Consider the following 26,067-nt stretch of genomic DNA (forward strand, 5'->3'; position numbering starts at 1 on the left):
GTCAGAGCTCGAGGGTCAGGAAGAGGCTGTTCGGGTCGGGCCGGTAGTCGGCGAACGGCTCGCAGTCGACGAAGCCGAACCGCCGGTAGAGCCGATGGGCGGGCGCGAAGAACTCGGCCGATCCCGTCTCCAGGCTGATCCGGGCGTACCCCGATCGGCGCGCCTCCTCGATCAGGTGGGCGAGCAGGGTCGAGGCGACCCCGCCGCCGCGCCGCGAGCTCGCGGTGCGCATCGACTTCACCTCGGCGTGCGTCGCGTCCAGCCGCTTCAGCGCCCCGCACCCGACCAGTTCGCCGTCGTCGTGCACGGTCCAGAACGTCACCTCGGGCCGGCGAAGATCATCGAGGTCGAGCGCGTGCTTGCTCTCCGGCGGCGAGGTCGCCCGCATGTCGTCGAGGTGCTCGGCCAGCAGCGCGGCGACCTCCGGACCGGAGAGGTCGTCGACGATGATCTTCATCAGTGCTCCGTTCGGTCGAGGGTCGCCCGGACCATCGTACGAAGCCAGTCCAGATACTCCCGATGCGACCAGCCGGACTCGGCGACCAGCTGCTGATAGCCCTCGGGCGACAGCAGGAACGACAGCTGCGCGGCGACCCGGCGCCGCACCCGTACCCCGGACGGGAGCAGGCCACGCCGCTGGATCAACCCGATCGCGGACTCGATGTCCTTGCGCCGGCGGGTCAGGATCCCGTCCAGGACGGGCGTGATCTCGGCGTCCGAGTCGGCGGCACTGGTCAGGGCACGCCAGAGCGCATAGGCCCGGCGATTGGCGGCCGCCATGAACTCCAGCCCGGTGTCGATGAACGCGTCATCGTCCTCGATCGCGAACGCCGCCGCGAGTTGATCTTGCTCGGCCAGCGGTTGCCGGCCCTCCTGGCCCGTGAACGCCTGCTCGAAGGCGGCCAGCAGCAGCTCCCGCTTGGCCCCCTGCGCCTTGACCGACTCGACCGAGACCCCGGCCCGGGCGGCGATCGCGGCCTGGGTCGTCCGGCCGTAGCCGTCCTCGGCGAAACAGGTTCCGGCCGCCTCGAGGATGCGTCGCCGGGTCGCCGCCGCCTGCTCCGTCCGCAGTTCCGAGCGATAGGTCCGTGATGTCTTCCTCACATTGATTACCCTAGCAGGGTGATGAATACTTCAAGGAGGTAGTCACTCGGCTCAGGAGCCCGCACATGCCATCCCTGTTGATCTGCAGCACCTCCGCCCACGGTCACGTCGCCCCGCTGTTGCCGATCGCGGCCGAACTGGTGGCCGCCGGTCACCGGGTCCGGTTCCTGACCGGGGCGATGTTCCGCGCCGCCGTGGAGCGAACCGGGGCCGAGCACCTGGCCCTGCCGGCCGGAGCCGACCTCGACGATGATCTCGACCAGCGGTTCCCCGAACGCGCCCGGCTCACCGGCGTGGCCCGGATGCGGTTCGACCTGGTCGAGCTCTTCCTGAAGCCGGTGCCGGCGCAGCTCCGCGCCGTGCAGGAGGCGGTCGCGGCCGAGCCCACCGATGCCGTCCTCACCGAGCCGCTCTTTGTCGGCGGATCCGCCTACCTGCTGCAGCGATCCGGCCCGGCGGACCCGATGGTGATCATCGCCGGCACGCTGCCGCTGAGCCTCTCCAGCCGGGACACCGCACCGTTCGGGTTCGGGCTGCCGCCGTTCCCGGGCCCGATCGGCAGGCTCCGCAACGCCGTCCTCCAGTTCGTCGCGGAGAAGATCATCTTCGGCTCGGTCCAGCGCGCCGCCGACCGGATCATCCGGCAGGCGACCGGGAGCCCGCTGCCCTGCTTCGTCATGGACTGGCCGAGGCTGGCGGACGCGATCGTCCAGTTCAGCGTGCCAGGGTTCGAGTATCCGCGCTCCGACTTGCCGGACCGGGTCCACTTCGTCGGACCGTTGAGCCTGCCCACCACCGAGCCGGCCGCCCGGCCCGACTGGTGGGCCGACCTTGATCAGGACCGGCCGGTGATCCTCGTCAATCAGGGCACCGTGGCCAATCAGGACTACGACGAGCTGATCGCGCCGGCCCTGACCGCGCTCGGCCGGCCGGCGGGCGAAGCCACGGATCCGCTGATCGTGGTGACCACCGGCGGCCGGCCGCTGGACACGCTGCCGCAGCCCCTGCCGGACAACGTTCGCGCGGCGACCTACCTGCCGTTCGACCAACTGCTGCCGAAGACCGATCTCATGATCACCAACGGCGGGTACGGCGGCGTGCACGCGGCGCTGCGCCACGGGGTGCCGTTGATCGTGGCCGGCACGACCGAGGACAAGGTCGAGGTCGGCGCCAGGATCGCGTACACCGGGGTCGGGATCAATCTGGCCACCAACCGGCCGACGCCGCCGCAGCTCGCCGAGGCGGTCCGCACCGTCCTCGGCAACGGCCGCTACACCGCGGCCGCGGCCCGGCTGAGCAACGAGATCGCCCGCGCTCCGGGCGTCTCCGCGATCAGATCGTTGATCGAGGAGGGGCGTCGGACCGCTCCGGGCGGGCTATCGTCGAAGGATGAGGTGTGAACCGGGACCGTACCCCTCGATCGTCCCGCCGTACCTGATCGCACGGCTTCGACATCATCCGGACGCGCATGTCGCCGAGTCGGCCCGGCGCACGCTCGATCTCGACACCGGCGTCCGGCGGCTGCGGCCGACGGCCACGCCGCCGCCCGATCGCCGCCCGGTCGCGGTCGCAGCCGAGGAGGCCGACACGGAGGCCACGGCCGGCCCCCAGCGGGTGATCAGCGACGCCGAGCGCGGCGACGTCGTACCGGGCCGGACCGTCCGTTCCGAAGGCGATCCGGCCGTCGACGACCCCGCCGTCAACGAGGCCTACGACGGCCTCGGCACCACCTGGCAGCTCTTCCACGACGCCTTCGGCCGGGACAGCCTGGACGATGCCGGGCTGCCGTTGCGGGCCAGCGTGCACTACCTGCAGGACTGGGACAACGCGCAGTGGGACGGGCAGCGGATGCTGTTCGGCGACGGCGACGGCACCGTGTTCAACCGGTTCACCCTCGCCCTCGACGTGATCGCCCACGAGCTGGCCCACGGTGTCACCCAGTACACGGCGAACCTCGCCTACTACGGCCAGTCGGGCGCGCTGAACGAGAGCGTCTCGGACGTCTTCGGCGCGCTGGCCAAGCAGTTCGCCGCCGGGCAGCCGGCCGACCAGGCCGACTGGCTGATCGGGGCCGGGCTGTTCACCGACCAGGTGCAGGGAACGGCGCTGCGGTCGATGATCGAACCCGGCACCGCGTACGACGACGACGTCCTCGGCAAGGACCCGCAGCCCGCACACCTGGACGACTACCTCACGACCGACGACGACAACGGCGGCGTCCATCTCAACTCGGGTATCCCGAACCGCGCCTTCGCGCTCGCCGCGACCAAGATCGGCGGGTTCGGCTGGGAAGGCGCCGGTCCGATTTGGTACGACGTGCTGACCGGCACCGAGATCACCCCCGAGATCGACTTCGCCGGCTTCGCCCGGCTGACCGTCGCGGCCGCCGGGCAACGGTACGGCGACGGATCGGACCAGCAGCGTGCGGTGGCCGAGGCCTGGCAACAGGTCGGCGTGACCACGACCGGAGCAGCACCCGGGTCGGACCCGGGTCCGGTCACCGTGACCCGGTCCGGCGGCTTCGCCGGCCTGCGGCTGGAACGGACCGACGACCCGGACGACCTGGGCGCCAGCGAGGCCGCGGAGTGGCGCGCGGTGCTGGCGGATCCCACCGTATGGAAGGGATTCCGGCCGGCGACGGCCGGGCCGCCGGTGCCGGACGGCTTCACCTTCACGGTGCGGGTGCCGGGTGCCGGGATCGACATCCGGGCCGGCGAACGGGACCTGCCGCCGCGGTTGCGCGGCCTGCTGAACCGCTTCCTCCGCCGATCCTGATCAAGCCTCCGGGCCACCACCGGTCCGGTCCGGGCCGGACCTGAGTCGGAGCACCGGCAGCGGTTTCGGCGACCGGAGCCCGATGGCCTGCCGGCCGGCCGACGGAACACTCGGCGGCATGCTCATTTCTGCGCGCAATCTCGTCATGACGTACGGCAGCGGCGGCTCGGCCACCCATGCGTTGGCCGGAGTCGATCTTGACCTCTGGCCCGGATCGCTGGCGATCATGGGCCCGTCGGGGTCGGGCAAGACCACACTGCTGCACTGCCTGGCCGGGATCGTCCGGACGACCAGCGGCACCGTGACCTTCCGTGATCAGTCGCTGTCGGCGATGTCGGACCGGCAGCGGACCGCGCTGCGCCGTCGCGACTTCGGCTTCCTGTTCCAGTCCGGCCAACTGCTGGCCGAGCTGCCCGCCAGCGAGAACGTCGCGCTCCCGTTGATGCTCGACGGCCAGCCGGCCAAGGCGGCGATCGGCGCGGCCCGGGAATGGCTGGCCCGGCTCGGGCTGGCCGGGATGGAGAACCGGCGCCCGGGCGAACTGTCCGGCGGCCAGGCGCAGCGGGTCGCCATCGCCCGCGCCCTGATCACCAAGCCGAGCGTCGTGTTCGCCGACGAGCCGACCGGCGCCCTGGACCAGGCCACCGGGGAGCAGGTGATGCAGATCCTGGTCGAGGCCAGCGCGCATGCCGGTGCCGCCCTGGTCGTCGTCACTCATGATCAACGGGTGGCCCAGTCCTGCCAGCGCACGGTGATCATGCGGGACGGCCGCGACGTCTCGGCGGAGTTCGCGCCGCCCACCGCGCAGCAGCAGGTTCCGCCGCCCCCGCAGCAGCAGACGCCATCCCCGCAGCAGGTGCCGCCCGCGCAGGCTCCGGCCCACCCCGCCAACTTCGGAGGGGTTCGCTGATGATCGCCGCCAAGCTGTGGTGGCGGCTGGCCCGCCGCCAGGAGTCCCAACGATTGATCACCGCCCTGGCGGTGATCGCCTTCGCGGCCACCACCGCGGCCGTCCTCATCGTGCTCGGCGGCCTGGGCGCCTTCATGGCCCGGCCGGACAGCGCGATCTACGTCACCTGTGCCCAGGTCGCGACCGCCATCCTGATCATCCCGGTGATCACCCTCGGCGGGGCCGCCGCCCGGCTGTCGATCTCGCGTCGCAACGAACGGTTCGCCGCGCTCCGGCTGGCCGGTGCCACCAGCGGGCAGGTCGGTGCGATCGCGGTGATCGACGCCACCATGCAGGCCGTCGCGGGCGCCGTCGCCGGGGCCGTGCTCTACCTGATCGCGATGCCCGGCGTCGCCCTGCTGCAGTTCCAGGGCCGGTCGTTCCAGCTGGCCGAGCTGTGGGTCGGTCCCGGGGTGCTCGCCCTCACCCTGCTCGCGATCGTCGTGCTGGCGATCGCCTCCGCGACGTTCAGCCTGGCCGCGGTCGTGATCAGCCCGCTCGGCGTCGCCCGCCGGGTCAGCCCGAAGCAGCTCTCCGTGGTCCGGGCCGTGTTCTTCCTGCTCGCCTTCATCGGCTGGCTGGTGATCACCCAGGTGGTCGGCGGCGACATGGCGATCCCGGTGATGATGACGTTCTTGATCATCTGCTTCGCGGTGGTCAACCTGGTCGGCCCGTTCGTGCTCGGGCTGATCGGCCGGATCGCCGCGAACCGCGCCAAGAACGTCCCGGCCCTGCTGGCCGCGCGGCGGTTGGTCGACGACCCGAAGAGCGCCTGGCGTTCGGTGGCTGGGGTGACCCTGGCCACCTTCGTCGCGGGGCTGCTCAGCATCGCGCCGGGGATGGCCGCCGGCGTCGACGCTTCCGAGGAACCGTCGCTGGCGTACCTGCCGCAGGACCTGCTGACCGGCGCTCTGGTCACCGTGATCATCGCCGCGCTGCTGGCCGCGGTCTCGAGCGGCGTCAACCAGGCCGCCAAGGTGCTCGACCATCGTGATCAATACCGGATGCTGCGGCTCGCCGGCACCCCGATCGAGGTGCTCTCGGCGGCCCGGCTGCGCGAGACCTGGCTGCCGCTGGGCGCGTCGCTCGCAATCGCCGTCGGCTGCTCGCTGGTGATCGTCGCCCCGTTCGGGATCATGCTGATCGGCGCCAGCCTGGCCGGTCCGCTGCTGTTCGGCGGCGGCCTGGTGCTGTCGGTGACGCTGGTCATGGTGGCCGTGATGGCCTCGCAGCCGCTGCTGCGCAGGGCCGCGGCCATCTGAGATTGATCAGACTCATCCAGTACGGCGAGCGCGCGGCAACCCGTGGCAACGCGTTGACGCAGAACTGAGCAGCTTCCTACGATCCGATAATCATCAGATCTATCGGCTCACCACGAGGAAGTGGCTCCATGAGATCCCGTTGCCTGATCGTCGCTGCGCTCGCCCTGCTTCTCGCGGTCGGCCCGGTGCCCGCGCTCGCCGAGCCGGTCGCTGGGCCGTCCAACTGGGCCCGCGGCGCGACGGCGACGACCGGCCTCGGTGACGGGCCGCGCACCGCCCAGAGCATGATCACCGACGGCGACCGGACCTCCGGCTGGACCGCGGCACCGACCCAGGGGAGCTCCGCGGCGAGGGGCTACGGCACCGGGACGAAGATCGAACGGCCCCTCGTCGAACTCGATCTCGGCGCGGTTCGGCCGCTGGACGGAGCAGCGGTGAGGCTGGCCGAGGCCGGCGGGCTGACCGGCTTCGAGCTGTCGCTGTCCACCGACCGGAAGTCGTGGCTGCCGGCCGGCCGGGCCACGGCGGAGCCGAACCAGGACCGGGTCGCCCTCGCCCTCCGCGGCCTGCCGGTCCGCTACCTCCGCTTCGCGTTGATCATGGAACCGGGCGCCTCGGCGACGATCACCGAACTCGAGGCCACCTCCGCGGCGGCCGGCGAGCTGGCGGCGATCGCGTTCACCGACGCCGAGGGCGGGCGGCTCGCCGACAACGCGGAGTCGACGCTCGGGCTGGGCGGAACGGAGCCGCTCCGGCTCGCCGGCTACGACGGCGACGGTGCCGCGGTCTCCCTCGACGGCGCCGAGATCGCCTACGCCAGCAGCGATTCCGCGGTCGCCTCGGTCGGCGCCGACGGCACGGTCCGGGCCGACCGGCCGGGCGCGTCCATGATCACGGCCACCGCCACCCTCCCGGACGGGCGCTCGCTCAGCTCCCCGTACCGTTGGATCGTGGTGACCGACCCCGCCGCCGACGACGACCCCGGCCTGATCGCCCGCACCACGCTGGATCATCCGCGGATCGACCTGCGCCCCGGCCAGCCCGCGATCACCTCGCCGGGCGACGTCTACCCGACCGCGACGGTCCGGGCCAACGTCGACCTGACGGCCTCCGGCGCCGTCTACCGGGACGGCCGGAAGGTGCTCTCGGTGGCTCCGGTGTCGATCACCGCCGGCCAGTCCGCCGAGCTGACCCCGGCCGGGCGCACCGACGCCCCCGGCGACTACCGGTTCCAGCTCACCCTGATCCCGGCCGATGATCAACTCGCTCCGGTCCGGGACGCGTTCTCCTTCACCGCGCTCAATCTCGACGACGTGCCGGCGGGTGCCAGCCGGGCCGCCTACCTCGGCCGGGACGGCCGGATGCACTACATCGCCGACGCCAAGGGCAATCGGATCCCCGACTTCTCGACGGTCGGCTACCACGGCGGCGACGCCGACCTGCCCACCGTGCCCGGCCGGGTCCGGGTACCCCTGACCGACGGCGACGCGACCGCGGCGATCCAGGCGGCGATCGACGAGGTGGCGGCGCGGAAGCCGGACCGGAACGGGCATCGCGGTGCGGTCGAGCTCGCCGCCGGCGAGTTCCGGGTCGCCGGAACCCTCAAGATCACCACCGGCGGGGTGGTGCTGCGTGGCCAGGGATCCGGCGACGACGGCACCGTGCTGCGTGGCACCGGCGCGGTGCGGCGCAACCTGGTCGAGGTACGCGGCTCGGCCGGCCCTCAGCTGCAGCAGGACCGGGCCGTGGAGATCACCGACCTCACCGTGCCGGTCGGGGCGGCCAGCTTCCAGGTCGCCGACCCGGCCGGGCTCGACGTCGGTGACACGATCATGGTCCGGCGTCGCGGCAACGCCCGCTGGATCGGCACCATCGGGATGGACCGGATCTACCAGCGTCCGGGCGCCGGCGGCACCAAGCAGTGGACGCCGTTCGACCTGGACTCCGATCGGGTGATCACCGCCGTCGACGGCAACGTGATCACCGTGGACGCCCCGCTGACCAACGCGATCGAGCGGCGGTGGGGCGGCGGCAGCGTGATCCCGTACACGGATCCGGGCCGGATCAGCGAGGTCGGCGTCGAGGGCATCCTCGCGATCTCCGACTTCGACCCGTCGGTGATCGACACCAAGATGGACAACGAGGAGACCGATCCGTACTACGCCGACGAGGACCATGCCGAACGCTTCGTCGTCTTCGACAACGTCAAGAACGCCTGGGCCCGGGACATCTCCGCGCGGCACCTGGTCTACTCCCTGGTCCTGCTCGGCCGCGGTGCGAAGTGGGTCACCGTGCGCGACGGTACGGCCTCGGAGTTCGTCAGCGTGATCACCGGCGGCCGGCGGTACGGCTACGACGTGCAGGGCCAGCTGACCCTGGTCGAGAACGCACGACTGGAATCGGCCCGGCACGGCTACGCGGTGACCAGCCGGGTGCCCGGCCCGAACGTGTGGACCGGCGGCGGGACCAGCAACGACTTCAACACCTCCGAGCCGCATCACCGCTGGTCCACCGGCGGGCTGTTCGACGACGTCGATGCCCGGATCTCGATCATGGACCGGGCCTGGCTCGGCAGCGGCCGCGGCTGGGCCGGAGCGAACTACGTCGCCTGGAACACCCGCGGCTCGCTCACCCTGCAGGCGCCGCCGACCGCACAGAACTACTCGATCGGGCATCGCGGCACGATCGGCTCCGGCCTGGTGCCGAGCCTGTACGACCCGCGGCCCCGATCACGTGGCTACTGGGATGCCGTCGGCCCGCCGAAGCCGATCCAGCCGCAGAGCCTCTACCGCCAGCAGCTCGCCGACCGCGGCTGATCAAGAACCGCAGTTGATCAAGGACTGCCGCTGATCAAGGACCGAGGCGAACCGGCGGGATCAACGGCGACAGCTCCATCAGCTGGCCGGGCGGCAGCAGCCGGCGCCGCGCCCGGGTCAGCTCGACGGCGGTGACGGCCGTCGAGCCGATGGCGAGGTCGCGCCGGTCGGCCACCCAGTCGAGCAGTTCGCGCGGCCGGGCCAGGTCGGCGCCGAAGTGCAGCAGGGTCACGTGCCGGAAGGCCCGCACGACGTGATCACGCTCCAGCCAGTCGTCCGGACCGAGTTCGTCGGCGTACCGGGCGGACAGCTCGGTCACCGCCGCGGCGCCGACGTCGACCCGGGCCACCACGGCCAGCGGGGTCACGGTCAACCCGGTCAGGGACACCGCGAAGGCGGCCGACCGGCCGGCCGTCCGGCGCAACGCCTCGGCGTAGCGGGCGACGGCCGGATCGTCGCCGGGCACCACGGCCCGGAAGCGCTCCAGGGCCCGGACCGTCAGGTGGGCCGATCCGGCCGCACCGGTGTGGAAGTGCCCGGGACCGGCCAGGTCGACCAGCTCGGCGGTGAGCGACGCCAGCCGGTCGCCCAGCTCGCCGTCGATCATGATCACGGCGCTGACCGGCCACCGCCCGCCCTCGACCGGCGGGGTCTCGCGCTGATGCCGCTGTTCCATGATCAGCGGCGCGTTCCGGTCGAAGAGGTCCTCGAACCTCATCCGTTCGCCACGCCGTCGGGCAGCTCCGCGGCGCACCGGTCCCGGAGCCGCTGCACCACCTCGGCCAGCGAGTCCGGAGCGGCCGCGGCCTCGGTGATCAGCCGGTCGCAGTCGGTCAGCCCGGCGATGGCCAGCAGCCGCTTCTCGTTGGTCACCCAGCGCCCGTGCCCGGCCGCGACGGCGTGCGCGGCGTTGGTGACCGCCTGTGCCGCCAGCCCGAGGGCCAGCAGCGCCCTCCCCCGCCGGGCGGCACCGTCGAGGGCGTACGAGAAGACGGCCTCGGCCCGGCCCCACCAGACCGGCGGCGCCGACCGGCGCAGCGCCACGGGATACTCCGGCCGCGGCAGCTCGCCGATCAGGGTGCGGTTGATCGCCAGCTCGGCCAGCAGCAGATAGTCCGGAATGCCGGCCAGGTGGAACATCAGCGGTTCGATCATGAACCGGCCCTGCTCGGCCTCGGCGGTGATCGCGTCGATCCGGTCGAGATCGCGATAGTGCACGTCGACCCGCTGACCGTCCACCGTGAGCCAGCCGCCGCCGTTGAAGACCCCGCCGCCCCAGCCGCCGAGCTCCGACACCTCGCCGGGCCAGCCGCAGTCGCGCAGGTCCTGCGGGTCGAAGTGACCCCGGTAATAGACGCCCAGGTCGTAGTCCGCGTCCGGCTGATGTTGATCTTGGGCCCGGGAGCCGCCGAGGGCCACCGCGGTCACGCCGGGCAGCTCCGCGAGCCGCCCGGCCAGGTCGTCCAGGAAGTCCTTGCTCATCCGGACAGCCTACGAAGTCGTGATCATGCTCCGGGCGCCGCGTCGCCGACCGGCCCGGACCGCAGCGGGAGGATGAAGTAGCCGCCGCGGTCGTCGCCGCCGCGGACCTCGGGATGGAAGGCGAAGCCGAGCCGGAACTTGAGCCGGTGGTTCGCCCGGTAGCCACCCGCGCTGTGGGAGCGGACCTGCCAGCAGCCGGCCGCCGCGGCGTCCGCGATCGCCCGGCGCTGCAGCGCCGTTCCGATCCCCTGCCGGCGCCGGTCCGGCCGGGTGCCGAAGGCCAGGATCTTCGCCTCGGTCAGGGCCATGCCGTCGATGATCGACTGCTGGCAGTCCTGGTCCGGGCCGATCGGCTGGATCACGTACCTGAGCAGGCCGATCGCCGCCCCGTCCTCGCCGAACGCGCCGAGCAGCCGGGATTCGAGGTGCCAGTCGGCCGTCATCTCGACCCAGCGGCGTTGCTCGAGCTGATCGATCAGTGCGTCCAAGGCCCGGGCGTCGGGCGTGCCCGTACCAAGATCAACGGCGGTCAGCCGTGGCTCGACTCCGGTCACCGGCTCGGGGTGCGCCGGAGCAGCCACGCGGTGCGGGTGATCTCGTACTCGACCTCGCCCTGGTCGGTTCCCGGCAACGGGTCGACGAACTCTTCGTGGTACGTGCGCAGGTAGCTCATCCCGACCGCGGTCATCACCCGGCGGGAGCGTTCGTTGACCGCCATCGTGTCGGCCGTGATCCGGTCCAGGTCATGGTCCCGGAATCCGTAGTCGACCAGGGCCCGGCCGCCCTCCGAGGCCAGGCCCAGGCCCCAGGCCACCCGGCGGAGCCGGTAGCCGAGCGTCGCGTGGCCCGGCTCCGCGGTGCGGCGGAGCGCGAACCAGCCCAGGAACTCCTGGGCCTCCCGGCTCAGCGCGATCCATTGGCCGAAACCCGGAGTTCGCGCATACTCGGCGATGATCGCCTCGACCTGGGCCGCCATCGCCTTGCGCGGCGTGGGATGTCGGTCGATGAACCGCATCACCTCTGGATCGGAATCCAGATCGGTCAACCGGTCGATGTCACCTCTCGTGATCGGCGTGAAGGCCAGCCGGTCGGTGACCAAAATCGCTTGCACCCTGCGATCCTGCCAGGTCGGGGCCGGTCCGGTCGACAAACTTCAGAACTCGGACCGGACCCCGCGACAGGCTCAAGCGGCGAGCTCGATCAGGTCCCCCAGACGGGGCCCGGTGTCGAGCGACGTCACCGGTGCGCCGGTCGCCTGCTCCACCCGTTCGATCAGGTCGCGGACCGGCGCGGTGATCCGATCCCGGTCCCGGACACCCCGCATTTCGGGGTCGACGTGGTCGATGAAGGTGAGCGCGATCGCGGTCGGGCCGTTCAGCATCGCGGCGTACGCGAGCAGGTCGGGATCCAGCCGGTCCGCCTTGCGCCGCGGCCGGCCGGTCACCACGCCGCGTTCGGCGATCCCCCGGCGGTCGGCTTCCGCCGCACTGATCTCGTACGGCAGCGGGCCGGAGCCGACCCGCGACGGCAGCGCCTTGACCACCATGATCACGTCGGTGACCAGGCGCCAGTTCAGACCGACGTCGTCCATCGCGGCCACCGAGGTGCAGTTGTCCGACGTGGCACACGGATAGTCGTCGGTGAGGGCCAGCGACAGCAGCGTGCCCTGCGACCCCTCGATGATCACCAGCCCGTCGCCGGCGGCCACCCGGTTGACCTCGACCGCCACGTCGCCCGAGTAGGACCGCAGCTTCGGATGATCACCGGCCTGCCCGGCCCGGCGCAGGACGAAGTCGGCCCGGGCCGCACCGTTGCCGGTGCAGGTGGAGCCGACGGTCTCGGCCAGGTGGGCGTCGGCCAGCTCGGCCGCGATGTGCTCCGGCGTGATCACCGCGCAGCGGCGGTCCACCATCACCCGGTCGGTCAGCCCGAACCGGCCGAGCTCGTCGGCGAACACCTGCGGATCGACCAGCACCCCGGAACCGACCGCGACCTTCGTCCGCGGGTTCAGCCAGCCGGTCGGCAGCTGCCGGGCCTTGATCAACCGGCCGTCGTCCGTGGTGACGCTGGCGCCGGCGTTGGTGCCGACCCCGGCCCGGACGGCGAGCTCGGCGTCGTGCTTGATCGCCAGTTGCGCGCACAGCTTGCCCTTGCCCGAGTCGCCCCACAGGGCGTCCACGATGATCGTTGCGCTCATCCTTGTTCCTCCTCCTGCGAAAGGATCTCCGAGACGGTGTCGTCTGCACCGAACCCGACGATCGAGAACAGTTCCTCGGCCCGGTCCGGCGGCAACAGCCGGGTCCGCAGCCGGAACAGATGGGTGCCGAACTCGGCCTCGAGTTGATCACCGAACCGCTGGTAGATCGCGGCCAGATAGGCCTCGTCCCGGATCACCTTCTCGACCAGGCCGACCAGCGCCGGGTGCTCGGTGACCACGGCGCCGACCGGCTCGTCCAGGGAGGCGACCAGCGCGGTCCCGAAGTCGACGGCCATCATCAGCAGCTGGCCGCCGACGGTCCGCGACGGCGCCTCGTGCCGGTAGACGTCGGCGCCGTCGATCTCCGTCTCGCCGAAGACGTTGATCACCACCTGGCGGCCCGACTGCGCGGCAGCGCGCAGCCCGGGGGCCAGCCATTCAAGATCATCGGCCCAGGCGCAGATCGCGACCCGGGTCCGCGCCTCGGCGACCAGGGACGCCGCCCGGTCGATCACCGACTCGCGATCACGCAGGCTGAAGAACCCGGCCTGGTCCCGCGGCGCCGCCACGGTGGCCAGGTCGGCGATCAGGCTGTCCGCGCGTTCCGCGGTCTGCCGCTTGATCCGGCCCAGGACCGCGGCCGGCGGATGGGCCACGAAGCGGGCCGGGGCGCCGTCGCTGACCCGGTCGACGACGCCGCGGTCGGTCAGCCCGGACAGCACCTGATAGACGTTGGCCCGCTGCAGCCCGGCGATCTTGGCCACCTCGTAGCCGGTGGCCGACGGATGTTGCAGCAGCGCGAGATAGACCCGAGCCTCCTGGCTGGAGAAGCCGAGCTCGGCGAGACGTTCGATCACGTACGCCGAGCCTAGAGTACGAGTAGTAGTTTCCGCAACTACTACTCGTCGCGAGCGTCCACCACCCGGCGCAGCAGGCTCGCCAACTGGCGCCGTTCGGCCGCCGACAGCACCCCGAGCGCCTCCGCCTGGGACTGCTCGGCAACCCCGTAGAGCCGCGCCTGCAGCGAGCGACCGGACCGGGTCAGCGCAACCCGGTGCCGGCGCCGATCCTCGGCATCGCGCTCCCGCCGGACCAGCCGCTGCTCCTCCAGGGCGTCGAGGTAGCCGACCAGGTGGCTGCGGTTGAAGCCGAGCCGGTCGGCCAGTTCGTACTGGGCCAGCGGACCCAGGTCGACCAGGGCGGTCAGCACCGCGAAGTGCGGCGGCCGCAGCCCCTGGCGCTGCAGTTCCTCCTCCAGGCCGCGCCGGCCGATCCTCGCCACGTGGCCCGCCAGGTAGGACGGCAGGGCGAGCAGGCTCGGCGGCCGCCGAGAGATCTCGGACACAGCGCGATCCTAGTCGCTTCTCGACGTTCGCGCCTTCGTGTAATAGTTACATCATGACATCATCTACGGATGCAGACTTGATCGCCGGACGCCGGCCTCGGGACACCGGCGTGGTCGCGGCCCTGCTGATCGCGGTGTTCGCGTTCTCCGTGCTGCAGACCGTCGTCGTTCCCGTACTCCCCGATCTGCGGCGCGCGTTCGGCGTCGGCCCGACCGAGATCGCCTGGGTGCTCAGCGCGTTCCTGCTCACCTCGTCGGTCGGCACCGTCCTGATCGGCCGGCTCGGTGATCAGTTCGGCAAGCGGCGGCTGATCATGATCAGCCTCGCCGTCCTGGCCGTCGGGACCCTGCTGGTCGCTCTGGCGCCGAACTTCGGTACGGCGATCGCCGGCCGGGCCGTGCAGGGCCTCGGCGCCGCGACCTTCCCACTGGCGTTCGGGATCGTCCGCGACCAGTTGCCACCGGAACGGGTACCGATCACCATCGGCACCATCAGCGCGATCTTCGGCATCGGGTTCGGGATCGGCCTGATCGTTCCCGGTCCGATCCTGGACCGGGCCGGCTGGCCCTGGGTGTTCTGGCTGAGCCTGGCACTGGTGATCATCGCCCTGGTCGCGGTGTTCCTGCTGGTGCCGGAATCGGCGACCCGGTCGCCCGGCCGGATCGATCTGCTCGGCGGCGCCCTGCTGACCGCGGGGCTGGTCGCCCTGCTGCTCGGGATCAGCCAGGTCCGGGCCTGGGGTCCGGTGCCGGCCGTCGCGCTGCTGATCGTCGCGATCGCCGTCCTGGCGGCGTTCTGGGCGGTTCAGCGACGGGTCAGCCAGCCCATGATCGACGTGTCCCTGCTCCGCAGCCGTACGGTCGCGGGAGCGGATCTGAGCGCGTTGATCTTCGGCTTCTCGATGTACGGGGCGTTCACCCTGGTCCCGCAGCTGGTGCAGACCCCGGCCGGGCACGGGTTCGGCTTCGGCGCGTCGGCGACCGGCGCCGGCCTGTTCGTGCTGCCGATGGCGATCACCATGGTGATCGCCGGGCCGCTGGCCGGCAAGCTCGGGCCCCGAGTCGGATTCCGGGCGATCTTGATCATCGCCTGTGCCGTCGCCGGGACCGGCTTCGTGGTCCTCGCCGCGGCACATCCCTGGGCACCGGCGGTACTGCTCGGCTCCGGGGTGGTCGGGGTCGGCATCGGCTTCGCGTTCGCCGCGATGGCCAACCTGGTGATCTCGGCCGTCGGCCGCGACCGGGTTGGCGAGTCGACCGGGATCAACGCGATCATGCGCACCATCGGCGGCGCGATCGGCGCCCAGACGGCCGGACTGATCATCACGGCCCTCGGCGACGGCGACGGGCCGACCGCCGCGGGCTACTCGGTCGCGTTCACCGTCTCCGCCGCGGCGCTGGGCCTGGCGTTGATCACCGCGCTGCTCGTCGAGCGGGAGTCCCGGTGACCGACTACGGCCAGCACCTGCAGTTCGGCTTGATCATCGATCCGGCCGCCGATCATCCGGACCGGGTGCTGGCCCAGGCCGAATTGGCCGAGCGCAGCGGCCTCGACCTGGTCAGCGTTCCCGATCATCCTTACCGCCCGGCCGCGCTGGAGGCGATGACCGTGCTGACGGCGATCGCGGCCCGGACCGAACGGATCCGCCTGTTCCCCAACGTGGCCAATCTCCCGCTCCGGCCGCCGGCCCTGCTGGCCCGGATGATCGGCAGCCTGGACCGGATCAGCGGCGGCCGGGCCGAGCTGGCCCTGGGCGCCGGCGGCTACCGCTCGGCCGTGGTGGCGGAGGGCGGGCCTGACCGGACGCCGGCCGAGTCCGTCGCGGCCCTGGCCGAGGCGATGATCATGATCAGAGCCCTGCTCGGCGAGGGCGCAGCCAGGATCCGGTGGGACGGCGAGCACTACCGGCTGCCGTCGGCCGAGCCCGGGCCACGCCCCGTGCATCCGATCGAGCTCTGGGTCGGCGCGCTCGGGCCGCGGATGCTGCGCCTGATCGGCCGGTACGGGGACGGCTGGCTGCCCAGCTCGACCAGGGTCCCGCCCACCGAGCTGGCCGGCCGGCAGGCGATCATCGACGCGGCGGCGGTCGAGCACGGCAGGGATCCGGCCGCGATCCGGCGGCTGTACAACCTCCAGCCGGGGGTGTTCCCGGTCGGCCCGCCCGCCTCCTGGCCGGAGCAGCTGATCCGGCTGGCGATCACCGAGGGCATCAGCACCTTCCTGCTGCCGACCGGTTCCGCCGCGTTGATCACGACCTTCGGCACCGAAACCGCGCCGGCGGTCCGGGCAGGGGTCCAGCGCCACCGCCACGGCGCGGCGGTGGCCCGGTGATCAGGCGGCCGGGCTGAGCCGGAACACGGGATGCCGGACGGCCTGGGCCGCGAACTCGGCGTCGCTGGACTCCGCGGTGACGTCGAAGTACGGCCGGGTCACCGGCACCGCCGCCAGGTAGGCCCGGAGCACCGCGGCGGTCTCCGGCCCGGTGACCTCCTCGGCGAGCCAGGCGGTGTCCGTGCCGGCCCGGCTCAGGGTGATCCGGCCGGCGGCCCGGACGTTGTGCACCCAGGCGACGATTCCGTACGCAGCGACCAGCCACCGCGCCCCGGCCACCTCGATGACGTCCACCGGCACGGACCGGAGTTCCCCGGAATGCCGGCCGGGAACCGTCAGCACGTAACGGAATCCGGCACCGAGCCCGCGTCGGGTCAGCCACCGGAAGACCGAGTTGATCATGCGCTGGAACCCCGTCACCTGGTACGTCTTCGCCATGACCGCCCCTTGATCATCGTCCGCCCGCTCACCGGCAGGCTATCAACCGCAGCACCGGGCGCTACCCTCGAACGATGCCGGAGGATCAGGTGGACCGGATGGTCGCCGAGTGGTCGAGAACCGAACCGGGACTGGACGTCACGGTGCTGCAGGTGGTCGGCCGGCTGCTGCGCGCGGCCGAGCAGACCAGGCAGCGCCTGACCGAGGTCCTGACGCCGCTCGGCCTGTCCTACCCCGACTTCGACGTGATCAACACGCTGCGCCGGCGGGGCGATCCGGACGGCGCCCACCCGCGGGACCTGGCCCGGTCCGCCTTGATCACCTCGGGAGCGATGACGGCCCGGCTGGACCGCCTGGTTTCGGCCGGCCTGGTCCAGCGCGACGCCGATCCCGACGACCGCCGGGCGATCCGGATCAGGCTGACCCGGAAGGGAGCGCGGCTCGCCACCCGGGCGCTGGACGCGGTGCTGGCCGTCGACGCCGAGATCCTGGCACCCCTCTCGGAGCGGCAGCGATCCGTCCTGGCCGGGAGCCTGAGGCAGCTCCTGCTGCCGCTCGAGGACGAGTGAGTCCGGGTCAGGCGTTCGCCTCGAACGCCCGCTTGTAGGCGACGGCTCCCTCGATCGACTCGAACGGCCAACTGGTCAGGGTGACCGTGGCCCGGTCGCCGATCGCGGCGACGACCCGGGCGGCCGTCGTCAGCGGCGCGCCGCCGCAGACCTGGATCACCTCGGCGCCCGCATCGACCGCCTCCTGGGCCACCGCGACGATGTCGGCGTCCGGTGCGCCGATCACGGTCGTGGTGCCGCCACCTTCGTGTTCGTGCACCACCCGGACCTGCGCCGGGTCGGCCTGCTCGCTCTCGAAGATCGTCACCGTGTGCCGCGCCGGCGGCCCCCCGAACGCCACCCCGACCGGGGCCCGGCCGGCGACCGCGTCGATCACCGGGGCGGCGGTCGCCAGGTCGAAGCCGCGGTAGAGCTCGATCAACCGGGCCCCGTCCGCGACGAGCTCGGCGGCCGCCTCGGCCGCCGAGGCCGGGTCGGGTGCCCAGACCAGCCCGGTCCGGCCCGCGGCGTGGACCAGTGTCGTCCGCTCCACCGCCGTCGACTCCGGGACCAGGAAGAGGAACGCCTCGTCGTACTTCGTCATGTCGCTGCTCCAATCGGCTTGGCATCAAGTAGTTCAATGCCAAGCTAAATGCCGATGATCGTCCCGGTATTCCCACCCAGGTGGAGATCAGCCGGTCGCGTTCGCCAGGACCCAGTCGACCAGCGGGCGAGCCTGGCGCCAGTCCTTGCGGATCCGGTCCGCCAGCTCGGGCGTGTGGATGACCGGCTCGAAGCCGTACTGCTTGCTGATCACCAGCGAGCGGTGCCGGAGCAGGTCGATCCGCGGATGATCACCGGTGAAGCCGCGCGGCGACGTCTTCAGCCGGTCGCCGCCGACCTCCCACTGCGACCGGCGCAGCTTCGCCAGCAGGCGTTCCAGGGGCAGGCCGTGCACCTCCTCGGCAACGGCCCGCCGATAGCGGGCCAGCCGCTCGGCGTCGGCGTGGTAGAAGCCCGCGCCGACCCGGACCCCGGCCGCGCTCAGGTCGGCGTACCAACCGGTGGCTTCGCCCACCGCGACGAAGGCACCCTGGTGGGTCTTGTACGGCGTCTTGTCGGCGGCGAACCGGACGTCGCGGTACGGCCGGAAGATCTTCGCCGGCCCGAACTCCTGCTCCAGCAGGGCCATCAGCGCCACCATCGGCGCCCGGACCTGGTCGTCGTACACGGCCTTGTGCTGCGTCCAGTACGCCTTGGTGTTGTCCAGTTCGAGGTCGTCGTAGAAGTCGAGCGCCTCGGTCGTGAAACCGGTGAAGTCCGCCACCGGCGCGATCCTACGCGGGCCGGTCCCGGCCGGCCGCGCGCGCCCAAAGGTCCGATGAAATCATGGGGTACCGCCGTCGAGCCGCCAGGAGTGTGTCAGATGACCGATTCGCCCACCCGCCTCCCCCGCATCGCCATCGCCGGGCTGTCCGTCGAGTCGTCGACGTTCTCGCCGGCCCGGACGACCGTCACGAGCTTCCGGCCGAAGCGCGGCGCGGAGATCCTGGCCACGCGGCCGTTCTGGTCCCCCGGCGGCAGCCTCACCGACGCGGCCGAGTGGGTGCCGATCCTGCAGGGCCGGTCGATTCCGGGCGGGCCGGTGCCCGCCGAGGACTACCGGCAACTCAAGGAGGAGATCCTGGCCGGGCTGCGCGCCGCCGGGCCGCTGGACGGCATGGTCTTCGACATCCACGGCGCGATGAGCGTGGTCGGGATGGACGACGCCGAAGGTGATCTTGCGGTCGCGGTCCGCGAGGTGGTCGGGCCGGACGTCGTGATCAGCACCGGGATGGACCTGCACGGCAACGTGTCGCGCCGGCTGGCCCACACCCTGGACCTGCTCACCTGCTACCGGATGGCGCCGCACGAGGACGCCCTGGACACGAAGGAGCGGGCGGTCCGCAACCTGCTCGACCGGCTGGCCCTGCCGCCGGAGCAGCGGCGACCACTGAAGGCCTGGGTCCCGGTCCCGATCCTGCTGCCCGGCGAGAAGACGAGCACCCGGATCGAGCCGGCCAAGAGCCTGTACGCGCGGGTCCCGGAGATCGAGGCGCTGGCCGGGGTGCTGGATGCCGCGATCTGGATCGGCTACGCCTGGGCGGATGAGCCGCGCAACCGCTGCGTGGTCATGGTCACCGGCGACGACCAGGCCGTGATCACCGCCGAGGCGGAACGCCTGGCCGCCGAGATCTGGGCCCGGCACGACGAGTTCGCGTTCGTGGCGCCCGCCGATGATCTTGCCGCTTGCCTGGACGCGGCGATCGCGAGCAGCGACCGGCCGTACTTCATCTCGGACTCGGGCGACAACCCGACCGCGGGCGGCGCCGGTGACGTCACCTGGACTCTTGATCAACTACTGCGGCGGCCCGAGATCGCGGCCGGCCAGGTCTCCGTCGCGTACGCCTCGATCCCCGACGCGGACGCGGTCCGGCAGTGCGTCGAGGCCGGGGTCGGCGCGCGCGTGACCGTCACCGTCGGCGCCCGGGTCGACGCCGGGCCGGCCGGGCCGGTCGAGCTGACCGGCGAGGTGCGCCACATCGCCGAGGGCGATGCGGATGCGATCACCGAGGTCGTGGTCCGGGCCGGCGGGCTGGACGTGATCATCACCGAGCGCCGCAAGCCGTACCACCGCGAGGCCGACTTCGTCCGGAACGGGATCGACCCGAACGCCACCGACGTGATCATCGTCAAGATCGGCTACCTGGAGCCGGACCTGTTCCGGCTGGCCAAGGACTGGATGCTGGCGCTCACGCCGGGCGGGGTGGACCAGGACCTGGTCCGGCTCGGCCACCACCGGATCGAGCGCCCGATGTACCCGTTCGACACCGCACCGTACGACCCGGATCTCTCGGCCCGGATCATCCCGGCGAGTGATCAGCCGGATCCGGAAGCCTGAGGTCCTTGGCGGCGAACCGGCTCGCCGACGCATCGACGTGGGCGAGCCGGCGCAACGCCAGCAGCAGCGGCTCGACCAGCACCACCCCGAGCGCGACGTAGCGGACCGCCGCCTCCGGTGACTCGTCGGGCACCCGGCCGACCTCGCCCTCGGCGATCTTGCGCATCGCCCGGCCGTAACCGAGCAGCACCCGGTCCGACAGCTCGAAGCCGGCCGAGTCCATCGCGGCCAGCGCGGCGGCGAGCGGCCGGAGTTGATCACGGTGGTCCGGATCGAACCACCAGCCGAGACCCCGGACCAACTCCTCGGCCCGGGTCAGATCCAGGTCATCGTCCGTGGCCGGCATCAGCTGCTCGGAGACGGTGCCGAGGATGTCGTGCATCGACTCCGCCGGGTGGTCGAGTTCGGCCAGCACGTTCCTGGTCGCGGCGACCGACAGGTTTCCGGTGCCGAGCAGAGCGCGGATCAGACCGAGCCGGGCCAGGTGGGAGGCGTCGTACTGGGCCTGGGTCGCCGAGGTCCGCAGGCCCTCGTGCAGCAGACCCTCCCGCAGGTAGTACTTGATCGTCGCGACGGCGACTCCACTCTCCCGGCTCAGTTCGGACATCTTCATGGCGACCCCTTGCATTGGATAGTCCTACTCTCTAATATTGGAGAGTATCAGTATCCAATACTAGGGGAAGGAACAGCGATGGCGAAGATCGACCCGGTCCGGTCGACTCACTCCTACGACGGTGAGCTGGTCGTGTTCCTGATCGGCATGACGATCAACAAGCCGTGGCGACCCGATCTCTGGGTCCCGGTCTTCCGCGCGATGCCCGGCATGCTGCGGGAACTGGCGACCGATCCGGATTCGGGGATGCTCGGGTACCGACTGACGCTCGAGGGCATCCACCCGACGCTGATCCAGTACTGGAGCTCGCTCGACAAGCTCTATGCGTACGCGGCGAAGCCCGACGCACGGCACCGGCCGGCCTGGACCGAGTTCAACGCCCAGGCCCGCAAGGCACCGGGAGCGGTCGGGGTCTGGCACGAGACCTTCCTCGTCGACCGGGCCGAATCCGTCTACAACCAGACCCCGGAGCTCGGTCTGGCCAAGGCGACCAGCCGCGTTCCCGTGCAGAGCAAGGGACATGCGGCCCGGCAGCGCTTCGCCGCCGGCGCCACCCGACGACCGTCCGCTCACTCCGGCCCCGACCACCAAGCCGCCTAGGAGTACGCCATGGAACCATTCATCGCCCTCGTCGCCGTCACGGCGATCCTGCTTCTCCTCGGCCGGGCGGGCGTCCGCCCGCTGCGCCGCTGGCCGGTCCCGCTGCGCGGCGGCCTGGCCGCCATGTTCGTGATGACCGGCGTCTCCCACTTCGTCGGGATGCGCGAGGAGTTGATCAGCTACGTGCCGCCGGTGCTGCCCGAGCCGGCCTTGTTGATCACGATCACCGGCGTGCTCGAACTCGCCGGCGCGGCCGGTCTGCTGATCCGGCGCACCGCCCCGCTGGCCGCCGGCTGCCTGGCCGCGCTGCTGGTCGCGATGTTCCCGGCCAACCTGTACGCGGCCCTCGCCGGCATCGCCACCGATCCGCTGAGCCAGCCCGTCCCGCGGACCCTGTTCCAGCTCGTCTTCGTCGCCGCGGCCGTCGCCGTCGTGATCGCCGAACGCCGGGCGGCCCGGGCTACGCGGCCGATTCCCCCGCTGCCTGCTCCAGCCAGGTCCGGGCAGCTTGCGGGTCGTCGGCGGTGACGCCGTCGACCCCGAGTTCCACCGCGACGCGCGCCCGGGCCGGCTCGTCCAGCAGCCAGCCCGCGGCGCGCAGCCCGCGATCATGGATCCGGCCGACCGTCTCCACGGTCAGCCCTTCCCAACCGGTGTAGAGGGTCTGAACGCCGAGCTCGACGGCCTGGGCCAGCGCCTCGTCCTCGTACCCGAAGACGATGAAGCCGCGCCGCGCCCACGGCATCACCTCGCCGACCTTGATCAGATAGTCGCGCTGGAAGCTGGTCACCGTACACCGGTCCTGATCTTCGGTACGGGCGTTCAGGACCCCGGCCACGACCTCGGCCGCACCGTCCGCCTTGAGCTCCACCTGGAGCGGCAGGGTGGTCTGCTCCAGCACCTGCTCGAACCGGAGCAGCCGGGCGCCGCCGTCCAGCTCGATGTCGCTCAACTCGGCCCAGGTCAGGTCGACGACCTCGTCCTCCCGGCGGCCACTGGTCACCCGCTTCACGGTCCGGTCGTGGATCACCACCGGTACGCCGTCGGAGCTCAGCCTGATGTCCAGCTCGATCTCGTCCGCCCCGTGCTCGTGCGCCAGGGCCAGGCTCGGCGCCGTGTTCTCGGGAGCATGGGCCATCGCGCCGCGATGCCCCGTCACGAGAATGCCACTGAGGGGACCGACCCCCTCAGACTCCCCCGCACTCTCCGCGAACTGACGGGACTGACTGATCGAATTCACGCTGCGATACTCGCTTCCTTGATCAACGGGAGATCTTGTTCGGGTACTGCTTCAGAATACGCTCGGTGCTCCGGCGCAGATCGGTCGCGGTGCCCTTCATGATCGCGTCCGGATCCTCGGCGCTGGCATAGATCCGCTGGATCGCGGTCTTCATCTTCTGGATCGACGTCTGGACGTACTTGCGTACGGCATCGGGGCCGGTCGCGATCTCCAGTTGCTTCACGGCGACCGCGTAGTTCGGGTTCTCGGCGACGATCTTGGAGATCGCGGCCGACTGCATGGCGGCCTTGGTGACCGGCATGTAGCCGGTGCCGATCGACCACTCCGAGGACTGCTCCTCAGCGGCCATGAACTTGATCAACTCGAAGGCGGCCTGCTTGCGCTCCGGTTCGGCGTACTTCATGACCGCCAGGCCGGAGCCGCCGGACGGCACCCCGATCTGCTTCTGCTGCGGCAGGAACCCGGCCAATACCGGGAACTGCGACGTCTTGGTGATCTTGGCCAGGGTCCCGGTCGAGCCTTCGATGCAGGCCACCATGCCGGCGGTGAAGTCGTTGACGTGGTTCTGGGCCAGGTAGCCCGACTTGTCGACGTGGATCAGGTCGTGATCGAAACGCGCGGTGGCCAGGGATTCGGGCGAGTCCAGCACGATGTCGAAGCCGCGGGACAGCGCGCCGCCGAAGCTCCACAGCTGGCCCTGGAAGTACCAGTCGTCGCCGCCGGTGAAGGCGCGCATCCGGGGCGTGCCGCCGCGATAGGTCACCCCGGCCAACTGCTTGCCCCAGTCCCGGAACTCGTCCCAGGTCTTCGGTGCCCGCTCCGGCAGCCCGGCCGCGGCCAGGATCTCCGGGTTGACGTACAGCAGCGGGGTGGAGCGGGCGAACGGCGTCCAGTAGATCTGATCGTCGACGATGCCCTCGGCCAGCAGTCGATCATGGAACGCGGTCGGCGCGAAGGAGTCGTCGAAGTAGTCGTTCAACGGTTCCAGTGTGTCGTTGAGGAAGTAGCGGTTCCAGGAGATGTCGGACAGCACCACCAGATCCGGGATCTGGCGTGCCTGCAGCCCCGCCGCCAGCTTCTGGTCGACGCCGTCGTAGCTGTCGAACGTCTGCACCTCGGCGTAGATGTCCGGCTGGCTCCGGTTGAACCGGTCGACCAGGCCGGTCAGGATCGGCAGGTTGTCGCCGGTGAACGCGCTCCAGAAGACGATCCGGAGCCGGTTCGCGAACTCGCCCGGGATGCTGCCGCTCGGCTGGGAGTAGCCGACGCCGAACTGGGTGCAGCCGACCAGCGGTACGGCAGCGAGGGCGCCGGCACCGGCCAGGAAGCCACGGCGGCTGACCGACGGTTGACTGATCATGGCACTCTTCCTCGAAGGATTGAGTCTCATCGGGACATCGACGCTCCGGCGAGGCCCGACACGATGTAGCGCCGGGCGATCAGGAACAGGACCAGCATCGGCGTCACCACGAAGATCGTGCCCGCCATGATCGCGCCCCAGTTGTCGACGCCCTCATTGGCCTTGAGGAACAGCAGGCCGATCGTCAGGGTGCGCATCTCGTCGGAGTTGGTCGCGATCAGCGGCCAGATGAAGCCGTTCCACTCGTCGATCAGGGCCAGCAGCGCGACCGTGATCACCGCGGGCCGGGCCATCGGCACCACGAAGCTGATCAAGCGGCGGACGTGGCCGGCGCCGTCCAGCTCGGCCGCCTCGAGCACCTCGCCGGGCAGGGTGAGGAAGTGCTGCCGGAGCAGGAAGGTGCCGAACGCCGAGGCGACGCCAGGCAGGATGATGCCGAGATAGGAGTTGACCAGGCCGAGCCGGCCGACCGTGATGAAGTTGATCAACAACGTCACGTGACCGGGCACCATCAACGCGCCCAGCATCAGCAGGAACAGCACCTTCTTGCCCGGGAACGGGAGGTAGGCGAAGGCGTACGCGGTGAGCACGGCCAGCACCAGCTTGAGCGCGGCGCCGCCGAGCGTGATGATCGCCGAGTTGACCAGGTAGCGGCCGAACGGCGCCGAGGACCAGGCCTGGACGAAGTTGCCCAGCTCCAGGGATCTCGGGAAGAACGACAGCGGCCAGCTGTAGATCTCGGCGCTCGGCTTGAGCGCGGCGGTGAGCAGCCAGTAGAGCGGGATCAGGAAGATCAGGCCGACGATCACCAGCAGGACGTAGTTGATCACCCGGCCGGGCGTGATCCGGCGGCTCCGGCCGGCCGGAGCCGAGGCGGGGTCGGGCGGAGTGGCGGTCGGGTCGACGAGACCCGGTGCCTGCGTGCGCGTGGCCATCAGTAGTGCACCCTTCGCTCCACGAACCGCAGTTGGACGGCAGTCACGACCAGCAGGATGAGGAACATCACCATGCCTCCGGCGGCCGCGTACCCGGCGTCGAAGTTGCGGAAGCCCTGGTCGTAGATGAACCAGCTCAGCGTCGTCGTCGCACCGCCGGGACCGCCGCCGGTCATCATCGCGATCACGTCGAAGGACTGGAACGCGCTGATGATCGTGGTCACCGTGACGAAGAACGTCGTCGGCGACAGCAGCGGGAAGATCACGTGCCAGAACCCGCGCCACGGACCGGCGCCGTCCAGCAGGGCCGCCTCCCGCACCTCGTGCGGAATCCCTTGCAGCGCGGCGAGGTAGATCAGCGCTACGAACCCGACGCTCTTCCAGACCGACACGATCAACAGCGCCGGCAAGGCCCAGGTGGTCGACGTCGTCCAGGCCGGCGATGTCGCGCCGACCAGTTCGAAGGCCGCCCGGGACAGCCCGTAGTTCGGGTCGAAGATGAACAGCCAGATGGCGGCGATCGCGGCACCGGAGAGCACGTGCGGCGCGAACGCCACCGTGGTCACAACCCCGCTGCCGCGCAGCCGCGTCGAGAACAGCACCGCGAAGGCCAGCCCGATCGCGCCGCAGCCGACGACCATGGTGACCACCCAGATCACGGTGATCGTGATCACCCGGCCGAAGTTCGGGTCGGTGAACAGGTCCGTGTAGTTCTCCAGACCGACGAAGGTGGTCTGCGGCGAGATCATGTCCCACCTGGTCAGGCTCAGGTAGACGTTGCCGAGCACCGGCAGGTACGCGAACACGGCGATCAAGATCAGGTTCGGGAAGGCGAACAGGGCGAACAGTCCGTACCCCCGCCACCGGCTACGCCGTCGGGAGGCGATGCGGGACGGCTCGGCGGGCGAGCCCTGACTCCGGCCGAGCGGCGGCGCTGTGGCGGTCACGGCGCTATCTTCACATCATGCTGTGAAGATGGTCAACCGCCCGCCGATGCCGCTGCGGCAGCACCAGAACCATCGAGCGAGGTCGAAGATTCCTTGAATACTGACGATCTGGACGTCTTCCTGATCCCGGCCGCGGGTCTCCGGCGAGCCACGCACCCAAGTGTTCACTTGTTTGAAAACTGT

The 26,067-nt window shown here is 71.1% G+C and carries 28 protein-coding genes; 11 read left to right on the forward strand and 17 right to left on the reverse strand.

Annotation, left to right across the window (positions count from 1 at the left end):
• Nucleotide 1: 1 nt before the first annotated feature.
• Both ACFQU4_RS19310 and ACFQU4_RS19315 read right to left on the reverse strand, forming a co-directional pair.
• Nucleotides 2-457: a GNAT family N-acetyltransferase gene (locus ACFQU4_RS19310; RefSeq protein WP_377494856.1), complete on the reverse strand. Its 456-nt coding sequence runs from the start codon at nucleotides 455-457 to the stop codon at nucleotides 2-4.
• The gene (locus ACFQU4_RS19315) at nucleotides 457-1,104 is read right to left on the reverse strand and encodes a TetR/AcrR family transcriptional regulator (RefSeq protein ID WP_377494858.1); all 648 of its coding nucleotides are present in this window, start codon (nucleotides 1,102-1,104) and stop codon (nucleotides 457-459) included. The genes ACFQU4_RS19310 and ACFQU4_RS19315 overlap by 1 nt, the downstream gene beginning before the upstream one ends.
• A gap of 65 nt (nucleotides 1,105-1,169) precedes the next feature.
• Between ACFQU4_RS19315 and ACFQU4_RS19320 the strand changes: the two genes are divergently transcribed.
• The 5 genes from ACFQU4_RS19320 (at nucleotide 1,170) to ACFQU4_RS19340 (ending at nucleotide 8,906) form a co-directional block, all read left to right on the forward strand.
• Nucleotides 1,170-2,504, forward strand: a complete 1,335-nt coding sequence (locus ACFQU4_RS19320; protein WP_377494860.1) for a glycosyltransferase — start codon at nucleotides 1,170-1,172, stop codon at nucleotides 2,502-2,504.
• Nucleotides 2,494-3,879, forward strand: a complete 1,386-nt coding sequence (locus tag ACFQU4_RS19325; RefSeq protein ID WP_377494862.1) for a protealysin inhibitor emfourin — start codon at nucleotides 2,494-2,496, stop codon at nucleotides 3,877-3,879. The genes ACFQU4_RS19320 and ACFQU4_RS19325 overlap by 11 nt, the downstream gene beginning before the upstream one ends.
• Before the next feature lie 118 nt (nucleotides 3,880-3,997).
• Nucleotides 3,998-4,789 carry an ABC transporter ATP-binding protein gene (locus ACFQU4_RS19330; RefSeq protein ID WP_377494864.1) on the forward strand — a complete coding sequence of 264 codons (792 nt, stop codon included), beginning with the start codon at nucleotides 3,998-4,000 and terminating at the stop codon, nucleotides 4,787-4,789.
• Entirely contained in the window at nucleotides 4,789-6,090 is a 1,302-nt protein-coding gene (locus tag ACFQU4_RS19335; RefSeq protein ID WP_377494866.1) for a hypothetical protein, read from the forward strand. The genes ACFQU4_RS19330 and ACFQU4_RS19335 overlap by 1 nt, the downstream gene beginning before the upstream one ends.
• Before the next feature lie 128 nt (nucleotides 6,091-6,218).
• Nucleotides 6,219-8,906, forward strand: a complete 2,688-nt coding sequence (locus ACFQU4_RS19340; protein WP_377494868.1) for a hypothetical protein — start codon at nucleotides 6,219-6,221, stop codon at nucleotides 8,904-8,906.
• 34 nt (nucleotides 8,907-8,940) lie between these two features.
• Here the strand turns inward: ACFQU4_RS19340 and ACFQU4_RS19345 are convergent, their stop codons facing one another.
• The 7 genes from ACFQU4_RS19345 to ACFQU4_RS19375 all read right to left on the reverse strand — a co-directional run bounded on the left by ACFQU4_RS19345 (nucleotide 8,941) and on the right by ACFQU4_RS19375 (nucleotide 13,930).
• Nucleotides 8,941-9,624 carry a 2'-5' RNA ligase family protein gene (locus tag ACFQU4_RS19345; protein ID WP_377494870.1) on the reverse strand — a complete coding sequence of 228 codons (684 nt, stop codon included), beginning with the start codon at nucleotides 9,622-9,624 and terminating at the stop codon, nucleotides 8,941-8,943.
• Nucleotides 9,621-10,388: a nucleotidyltransferase domain-containing protein gene (locus ACFQU4_RS19350; protein ID WP_377494872.1), complete on the reverse strand. Its 768-nt coding sequence runs from the start codon at nucleotides 10,386-10,388 to the stop codon at nucleotides 9,621-9,623. The genes ACFQU4_RS19345 and ACFQU4_RS19350 overlap by 4 nt, the downstream gene beginning before the upstream one ends.
• A gap of 23 nt (nucleotides 10,389-10,411) precedes the next feature.
• A complete protein-coding gene (locus ACFQU4_RS19355; protein ID WP_377494874.1) occupies nucleotides 10,412-10,942 on the reverse strand; it encodes a GNAT family N-acetyltransferase in 531 nt (176 codons plus the stop codon).
• Nucleotides 10,939-11,499 (reverse strand): GNAT family N-acetyltransferase, encoded by a 561-nt coding sequence (locus ACFQU4_RS19360; protein WP_377494876.1) that lies wholly within the window; start codon nucleotides 11,497-11,499, stop codon nucleotides 10,939-10,941. The genes ACFQU4_RS19355 and ACFQU4_RS19360 overlap by 4 nt, the downstream gene beginning before the upstream one ends.
• Nucleotides 11,500-11,571: 72 nt before the next feature.
• The gene (locus tag ACFQU4_RS19365) at nucleotides 11,572-12,585 is read right to left on the reverse strand and encodes an adenylosuccinate synthetase (RefSeq protein ID WP_377494878.1); all 1,014 of its coding nucleotides are present in this window, start codon (nucleotides 12,583-12,585) and stop codon (nucleotides 11,572-11,574) included.
• A complete protein-coding gene (locus ACFQU4_RS19370) occupies nucleotides 12,582-13,442 on the reverse strand; it encodes a TrmB family transcriptional regulator (RefSeq protein WP_377494880.1) in 861 nt (286 codons plus the stop codon). Before ACFQU4_RS19370 ends, ACFQU4_RS19365 begins: the two co-directional genes overlap by 4 nt.
• A gap of 41 nt (nucleotides 13,443-13,483) precedes the next feature.
• The gene (locus ACFQU4_RS19375; protein WP_377494882.1) at nucleotides 13,484-13,930 is read right to left on the reverse strand and encodes a MarR family winged helix-turn-helix transcriptional regulator; all 447 of its coding nucleotides are present in this window, start codon (nucleotides 13,928-13,930) and stop codon (nucleotides 13,484-13,486) included.
• A 53-nt stretch (nucleotides 13,931-13,983) separates the two neighbouring features.
• Here ACFQU4_RS19375 and ACFQU4_RS19380 point away from each other — a divergent pair, with 53 nt between their 5' ends.
• Together ACFQU4_RS19380 and ACFQU4_RS19385 are read left to right on the forward strand one after the other, a co-directional pair.
• A complete protein-coding gene (locus ACFQU4_RS19380) occupies nucleotides 13,984-15,378 on the forward strand; it encodes an MFS transporter (protein WP_377494884.1) in 1,395 nt (464 codons plus the stop codon).
• Nucleotides 15,375-16,262 (forward strand): LLM class flavin-dependent oxidoreductase, encoded by an 888-nt coding sequence (locus ACFQU4_RS19385; RefSeq protein WP_377494886.1) that lies wholly within the window; start codon nucleotides 15,375-15,377, stop codon nucleotides 16,260-16,262. Before ACFQU4_RS19380 ends, ACFQU4_RS19385 begins: the two co-directional genes overlap by 4 nt.
• Here ACFQU4_RS19385 and ACFQU4_RS19390 read toward each other — a convergent pair whose 3' ends face one another.
• The gene (locus ACFQU4_RS19390; RefSeq protein WP_377494888.1) at nucleotides 16,263-16,700 is read right to left on the reverse strand and encodes a nitroreductase/quinone reductase family protein; all 438 of its coding nucleotides are present in this window, start codon (nucleotides 16,698-16,700) and stop codon (nucleotides 16,263-16,265) included.
• 74 nt (nucleotides 16,701-16,774) lie between these two features.
• On the opposite strand from ACFQU4_RS19390, the gene ACFQU4_RS19395 reads away from it, so the two are divergent.
• The gene (locus ACFQU4_RS19395; RefSeq protein ID WP_377494890.1) at nucleotides 16,775-17,269 is read left to right on the forward strand and encodes a MarR family winged helix-turn-helix transcriptional regulator; all 495 of its coding nucleotides are present in this window, start codon (nucleotides 16,775-16,777) and stop codon (nucleotides 17,267-17,269) included.
• Nucleotides 17,270-17,276: 7 nt separating this feature from the next.
• On the opposite strand, the gene ACFQU4_RS19400 is transcribed toward ACFQU4_RS19395, so the two are convergent.
• The gene (locus ACFQU4_RS19400; protein ID WP_377494892.1) at nucleotides 17,277-17,852 is read right to left on the reverse strand and encodes a DUF6506 family protein; all 576 of its coding nucleotides are present in this window, start codon (nucleotides 17,850-17,852) and stop codon (nucleotides 17,277-17,279) included.
• Between the two features lie 87 nt (nucleotides 17,853-17,939).
• The gene (locus tag ACFQU4_RS19405) at nucleotides 17,940-18,575 is read right to left on the reverse strand and encodes a DUF2461 domain-containing protein (RefSeq protein WP_377494894.1); all 636 of its coding nucleotides are present in this window, start codon (nucleotides 18,573-18,575) and stop codon (nucleotides 17,940-17,942) included.
• A 99-nt stretch (nucleotides 18,576-18,674) separates the two neighbouring features.
• Here ACFQU4_RS19405 and ACFQU4_RS19410 point away from each other — a divergent pair, with 99 nt between their 5' ends.
• Nucleotides 18,675-20,189, forward strand: a complete 1,515-nt coding sequence (locus tag ACFQU4_RS19410) for a M81 family metallopeptidase (RefSeq protein WP_377494896.1) — start codon at nucleotides 18,675-18,677, stop codon at nucleotides 20,187-20,189.
• Here ACFQU4_RS19410 and ACFQU4_RS19415 read toward each other — a convergent pair.
• Nucleotides 20,152-20,802 (reverse strand): MerR family transcriptional regulator, encoded by a 651-nt coding sequence (locus tag ACFQU4_RS19415; RefSeq protein ID WP_377494898.1) that lies wholly within the window; start codon nucleotides 20,800-20,802, stop codon nucleotides 20,152-20,154. The two genes, ACFQU4_RS19410 and ACFQU4_RS19415, sit on opposite strands and share 38 nt — an antisense overlap.
• A gap of 78 nt (nucleotides 20,803-20,880) precedes the next feature.
• Here ACFQU4_RS19415 and ACFQU4_RS19420 point away from each other — a divergent pair, with 78 nt between their 5' ends.
• Together ACFQU4_RS19420 and ACFQU4_RS19425 are read left to right on the forward strand one after the other, a co-directional pair.
• A complete protein-coding gene (locus ACFQU4_RS19420) occupies nucleotides 20,881-21,402 on the forward strand; it encodes a DUF4188 domain-containing protein (protein ID WP_377494900.1) in 522 nt (173 codons plus the stop codon).
• Between the two features lie 9 nt (nucleotides 21,403-21,411).
• Nucleotides 21,412-21,930 carry a hypothetical protein gene (locus ACFQU4_RS19425; protein ID WP_377494902.1) on the forward strand — a complete coding sequence of 173 codons (519 nt, stop codon included), beginning with the start codon at nucleotides 21,412-21,414 and terminating at the stop codon, nucleotides 21,928-21,930.
• Here the strand turns inward: ACFQU4_RS19425 and ACFQU4_RS19430 are convergent.
• The 4 genes from ACFQU4_RS19430 to ACFQU4_RS19445 all read right to left on the reverse strand — a co-directional run bounded on the left by ACFQU4_RS19430 (nucleotide 21,863) and on the right by ACFQU4_RS19445 (nucleotide 25,884).
• Complete coding sequence (locus tag ACFQU4_RS19430; RefSeq protein ID WP_377494904.1) at nucleotides 21,863-22,540, reverse strand: glycerophosphodiester phosphodiesterase; 678 nt, start codon at nucleotides 22,538-22,540, stop codon at nucleotides 21,863-21,865. The genes ACFQU4_RS19425 and ACFQU4_RS19430 overlap by 68 nt on opposite strands.
• 124 nt (nucleotides 22,541-22,664) lie before the next feature.
• Nucleotides 22,665-24,002: an ABC transporter substrate-binding protein gene (locus ACFQU4_RS19435; RefSeq protein ID WP_377494906.1), complete on the reverse strand. Its 1,338-nt coding sequence runs from the start codon at nucleotides 24,000-24,002 to the stop codon at nucleotides 22,665-22,667.
• Between the two features lie 26 nt (nucleotides 24,003-24,028).
• Complete coding sequence (locus ACFQU4_RS19440) at nucleotides 24,029-24,937, reverse strand: carbohydrate ABC transporter permease (protein ID WP_377494908.1); 909 nt, start codon at nucleotides 24,935-24,937, stop codon at nucleotides 24,029-24,031.
• Nucleotides 24,937-25,884 (reverse strand): carbohydrate ABC transporter permease, encoded by a 948-nt coding sequence (locus ACFQU4_RS19445; RefSeq protein ID WP_377494911.1) that lies wholly within the window; start codon nucleotides 25,882-25,884, stop codon nucleotides 24,937-24,939. The genes ACFQU4_RS19440 and ACFQU4_RS19445 overlap by 1 nt, the downstream gene beginning before the upstream one ends.
• Nucleotides 25,885-26,067: the final 183 nt, after the last annotated feature.

The sequence above is a fragment of the Microlunatus sp. GCM10028923 genome (assembly GCF_042666975.1).
Taxonomy (GTDB): Bacteria; Actinomycetota; Actinomycetes; order Propionibacteriales; family Propionibacteriaceae; genus Microlunatus.

Excerpts from the sequence above, each read along its gene's own strand:
- ACFQU4_RS19345 (WP_377494870.1), bottom strand. The coding sequence starts at position 9,624 with ATGAGGTTCGAGGACCTCTTCGACCGGAACGCGCCGCTGATCATGGAA.
- ACFQU4_RS19325 (WP_377494862.1), top strand. The coding sequence starts at position 2,494 with ATGAGGTGTGAACCGGGACCGTACCCCTCGATCGTCCCGCCGTACCTG.
- ACFQU4_RS19400 (WP_377494892.1), bottom strand. The coding sequence starts at position 17,852 with ATGACGAAGTACGACGAGGCGTTCCTCTTCCTGGTCCCGGAGTCGACG.
- ACFQU4_RS19310 (WP_377494856.1), bottom strand. The coding sequence starts at position 457 with ATGAAGATCATCGTCGACGACCTCTCCGGTCCGGAGGTCGCCGCGCTG.
- ACFQU4_RS19430 (WP_377494904.1), bottom strand. The coding sequence starts at position 22,540 with ATGGCCCATGCTCCCGAGAACACGGCGCCGAGCCTGGCCCTGGCGCAC.
- ACFQU4_RS19415 (WP_377494898.1), bottom strand. The coding sequence starts at position 20,802 with ATGAAGATGTCCGAACTGAGCCGGGAGAGTGGAGTCGCCGTCGCGACG.
- ACFQU4_RS19440 (WP_377494908.1), bottom strand. The coding sequence starts at position 24,937 with ATGGCCACGCGCACGCAGGCACCGGGTCTCGTCGACCCGACCGCCACT.
- ACFQU4_RS19420 (WP_377494900.1), top strand. The coding sequence starts at position 20,881 with ATGGCGAAGATCGACCCGGTCCGGTCGACTCACTCCTACGACGGTGAG.
- ACFQU4_RS19435 (WP_377494906.1), bottom strand. The coding sequence starts at position 24,002 with ATGATCAGTCAACCGTCGGTCAGCCGCCGTGGCTTCCTGGCCGGTGCC.
- ACFQU4_RS19425 (WP_377494902.1), top strand. The coding sequence starts at position 21,412 with ATGGAACCATTCATCGCCCTCGTCGCCGTCACGGCGATCCTGCTTCTC.
- ACFQU4_RS19320 (WP_377494860.1), top strand. The coding sequence starts at position 1,170 with ATGCCATCCCTGTTGATCTGCAGCACCTCCGCCCACGGTCACGTCGCC.
- ACFQU4_RS19350 (WP_377494872.1), bottom strand. The coding sequence starts at position 10,388 with ATGAGCAAGGACTTCCTGGACGACCTGGCCGGGCGGCTCGCGGAGCTG.
- ACFQU4_RS19340 (WP_377494868.1), top strand. The coding sequence starts at position 6,219 with ATGAGATCCCGTTGCCTGATCGTCGCTGCGCTCGCCCTGCTTCTCGCG.
- ACFQU4_RS19395 (WP_377494890.1), top strand. The coding sequence starts at position 16,775 with ATGCCGGAGGATCAGGTGGACCGGATGGTCGCCGAGTGGTCGAGAACC.
- ACFQU4_RS19330 (WP_377494864.1), top strand. The coding sequence starts at position 3,998 with ATGCTCATTTCTGCGCGCAATCTCGTCATGACGTACGGCAGCGGCGGC.
- ACFQU4_RS19365 (WP_377494878.1), bottom strand. The coding sequence starts at position 12,585 with ATGAGCGCAACGATCATCGTGGACGCCCTGTGGGGCGACTCGGGCAAG.
- ACFQU4_RS19410 (WP_377494896.1), top strand. The coding sequence starts at position 18,675 with ATGACCGATTCGCCCACCCGCCTCCCCCGCATCGCCATCGCCGGGCTG.
- ACFQU4_RS19335 (WP_377494866.1), top strand. The coding sequence starts at position 4,789 with ATGATCGCCGCCAAGCTGTGGTGGCGGCTGGCCCGCCGCCAGGAGTCC.
- ACFQU4_RS19390 (WP_377494888.1), bottom strand. The coding sequence starts at position 16,700 with ATGGCGAAGACGTACCAGGTGACGGGGTTCCAGCGCATGATCAACTCG.
- ACFQU4_RS19380 (WP_377494884.1), top strand. The coding sequence starts at position 13,984 with ATGACATCATCTACGGATGCAGACTTGATCGCCGGACGCCGGCCTCGG.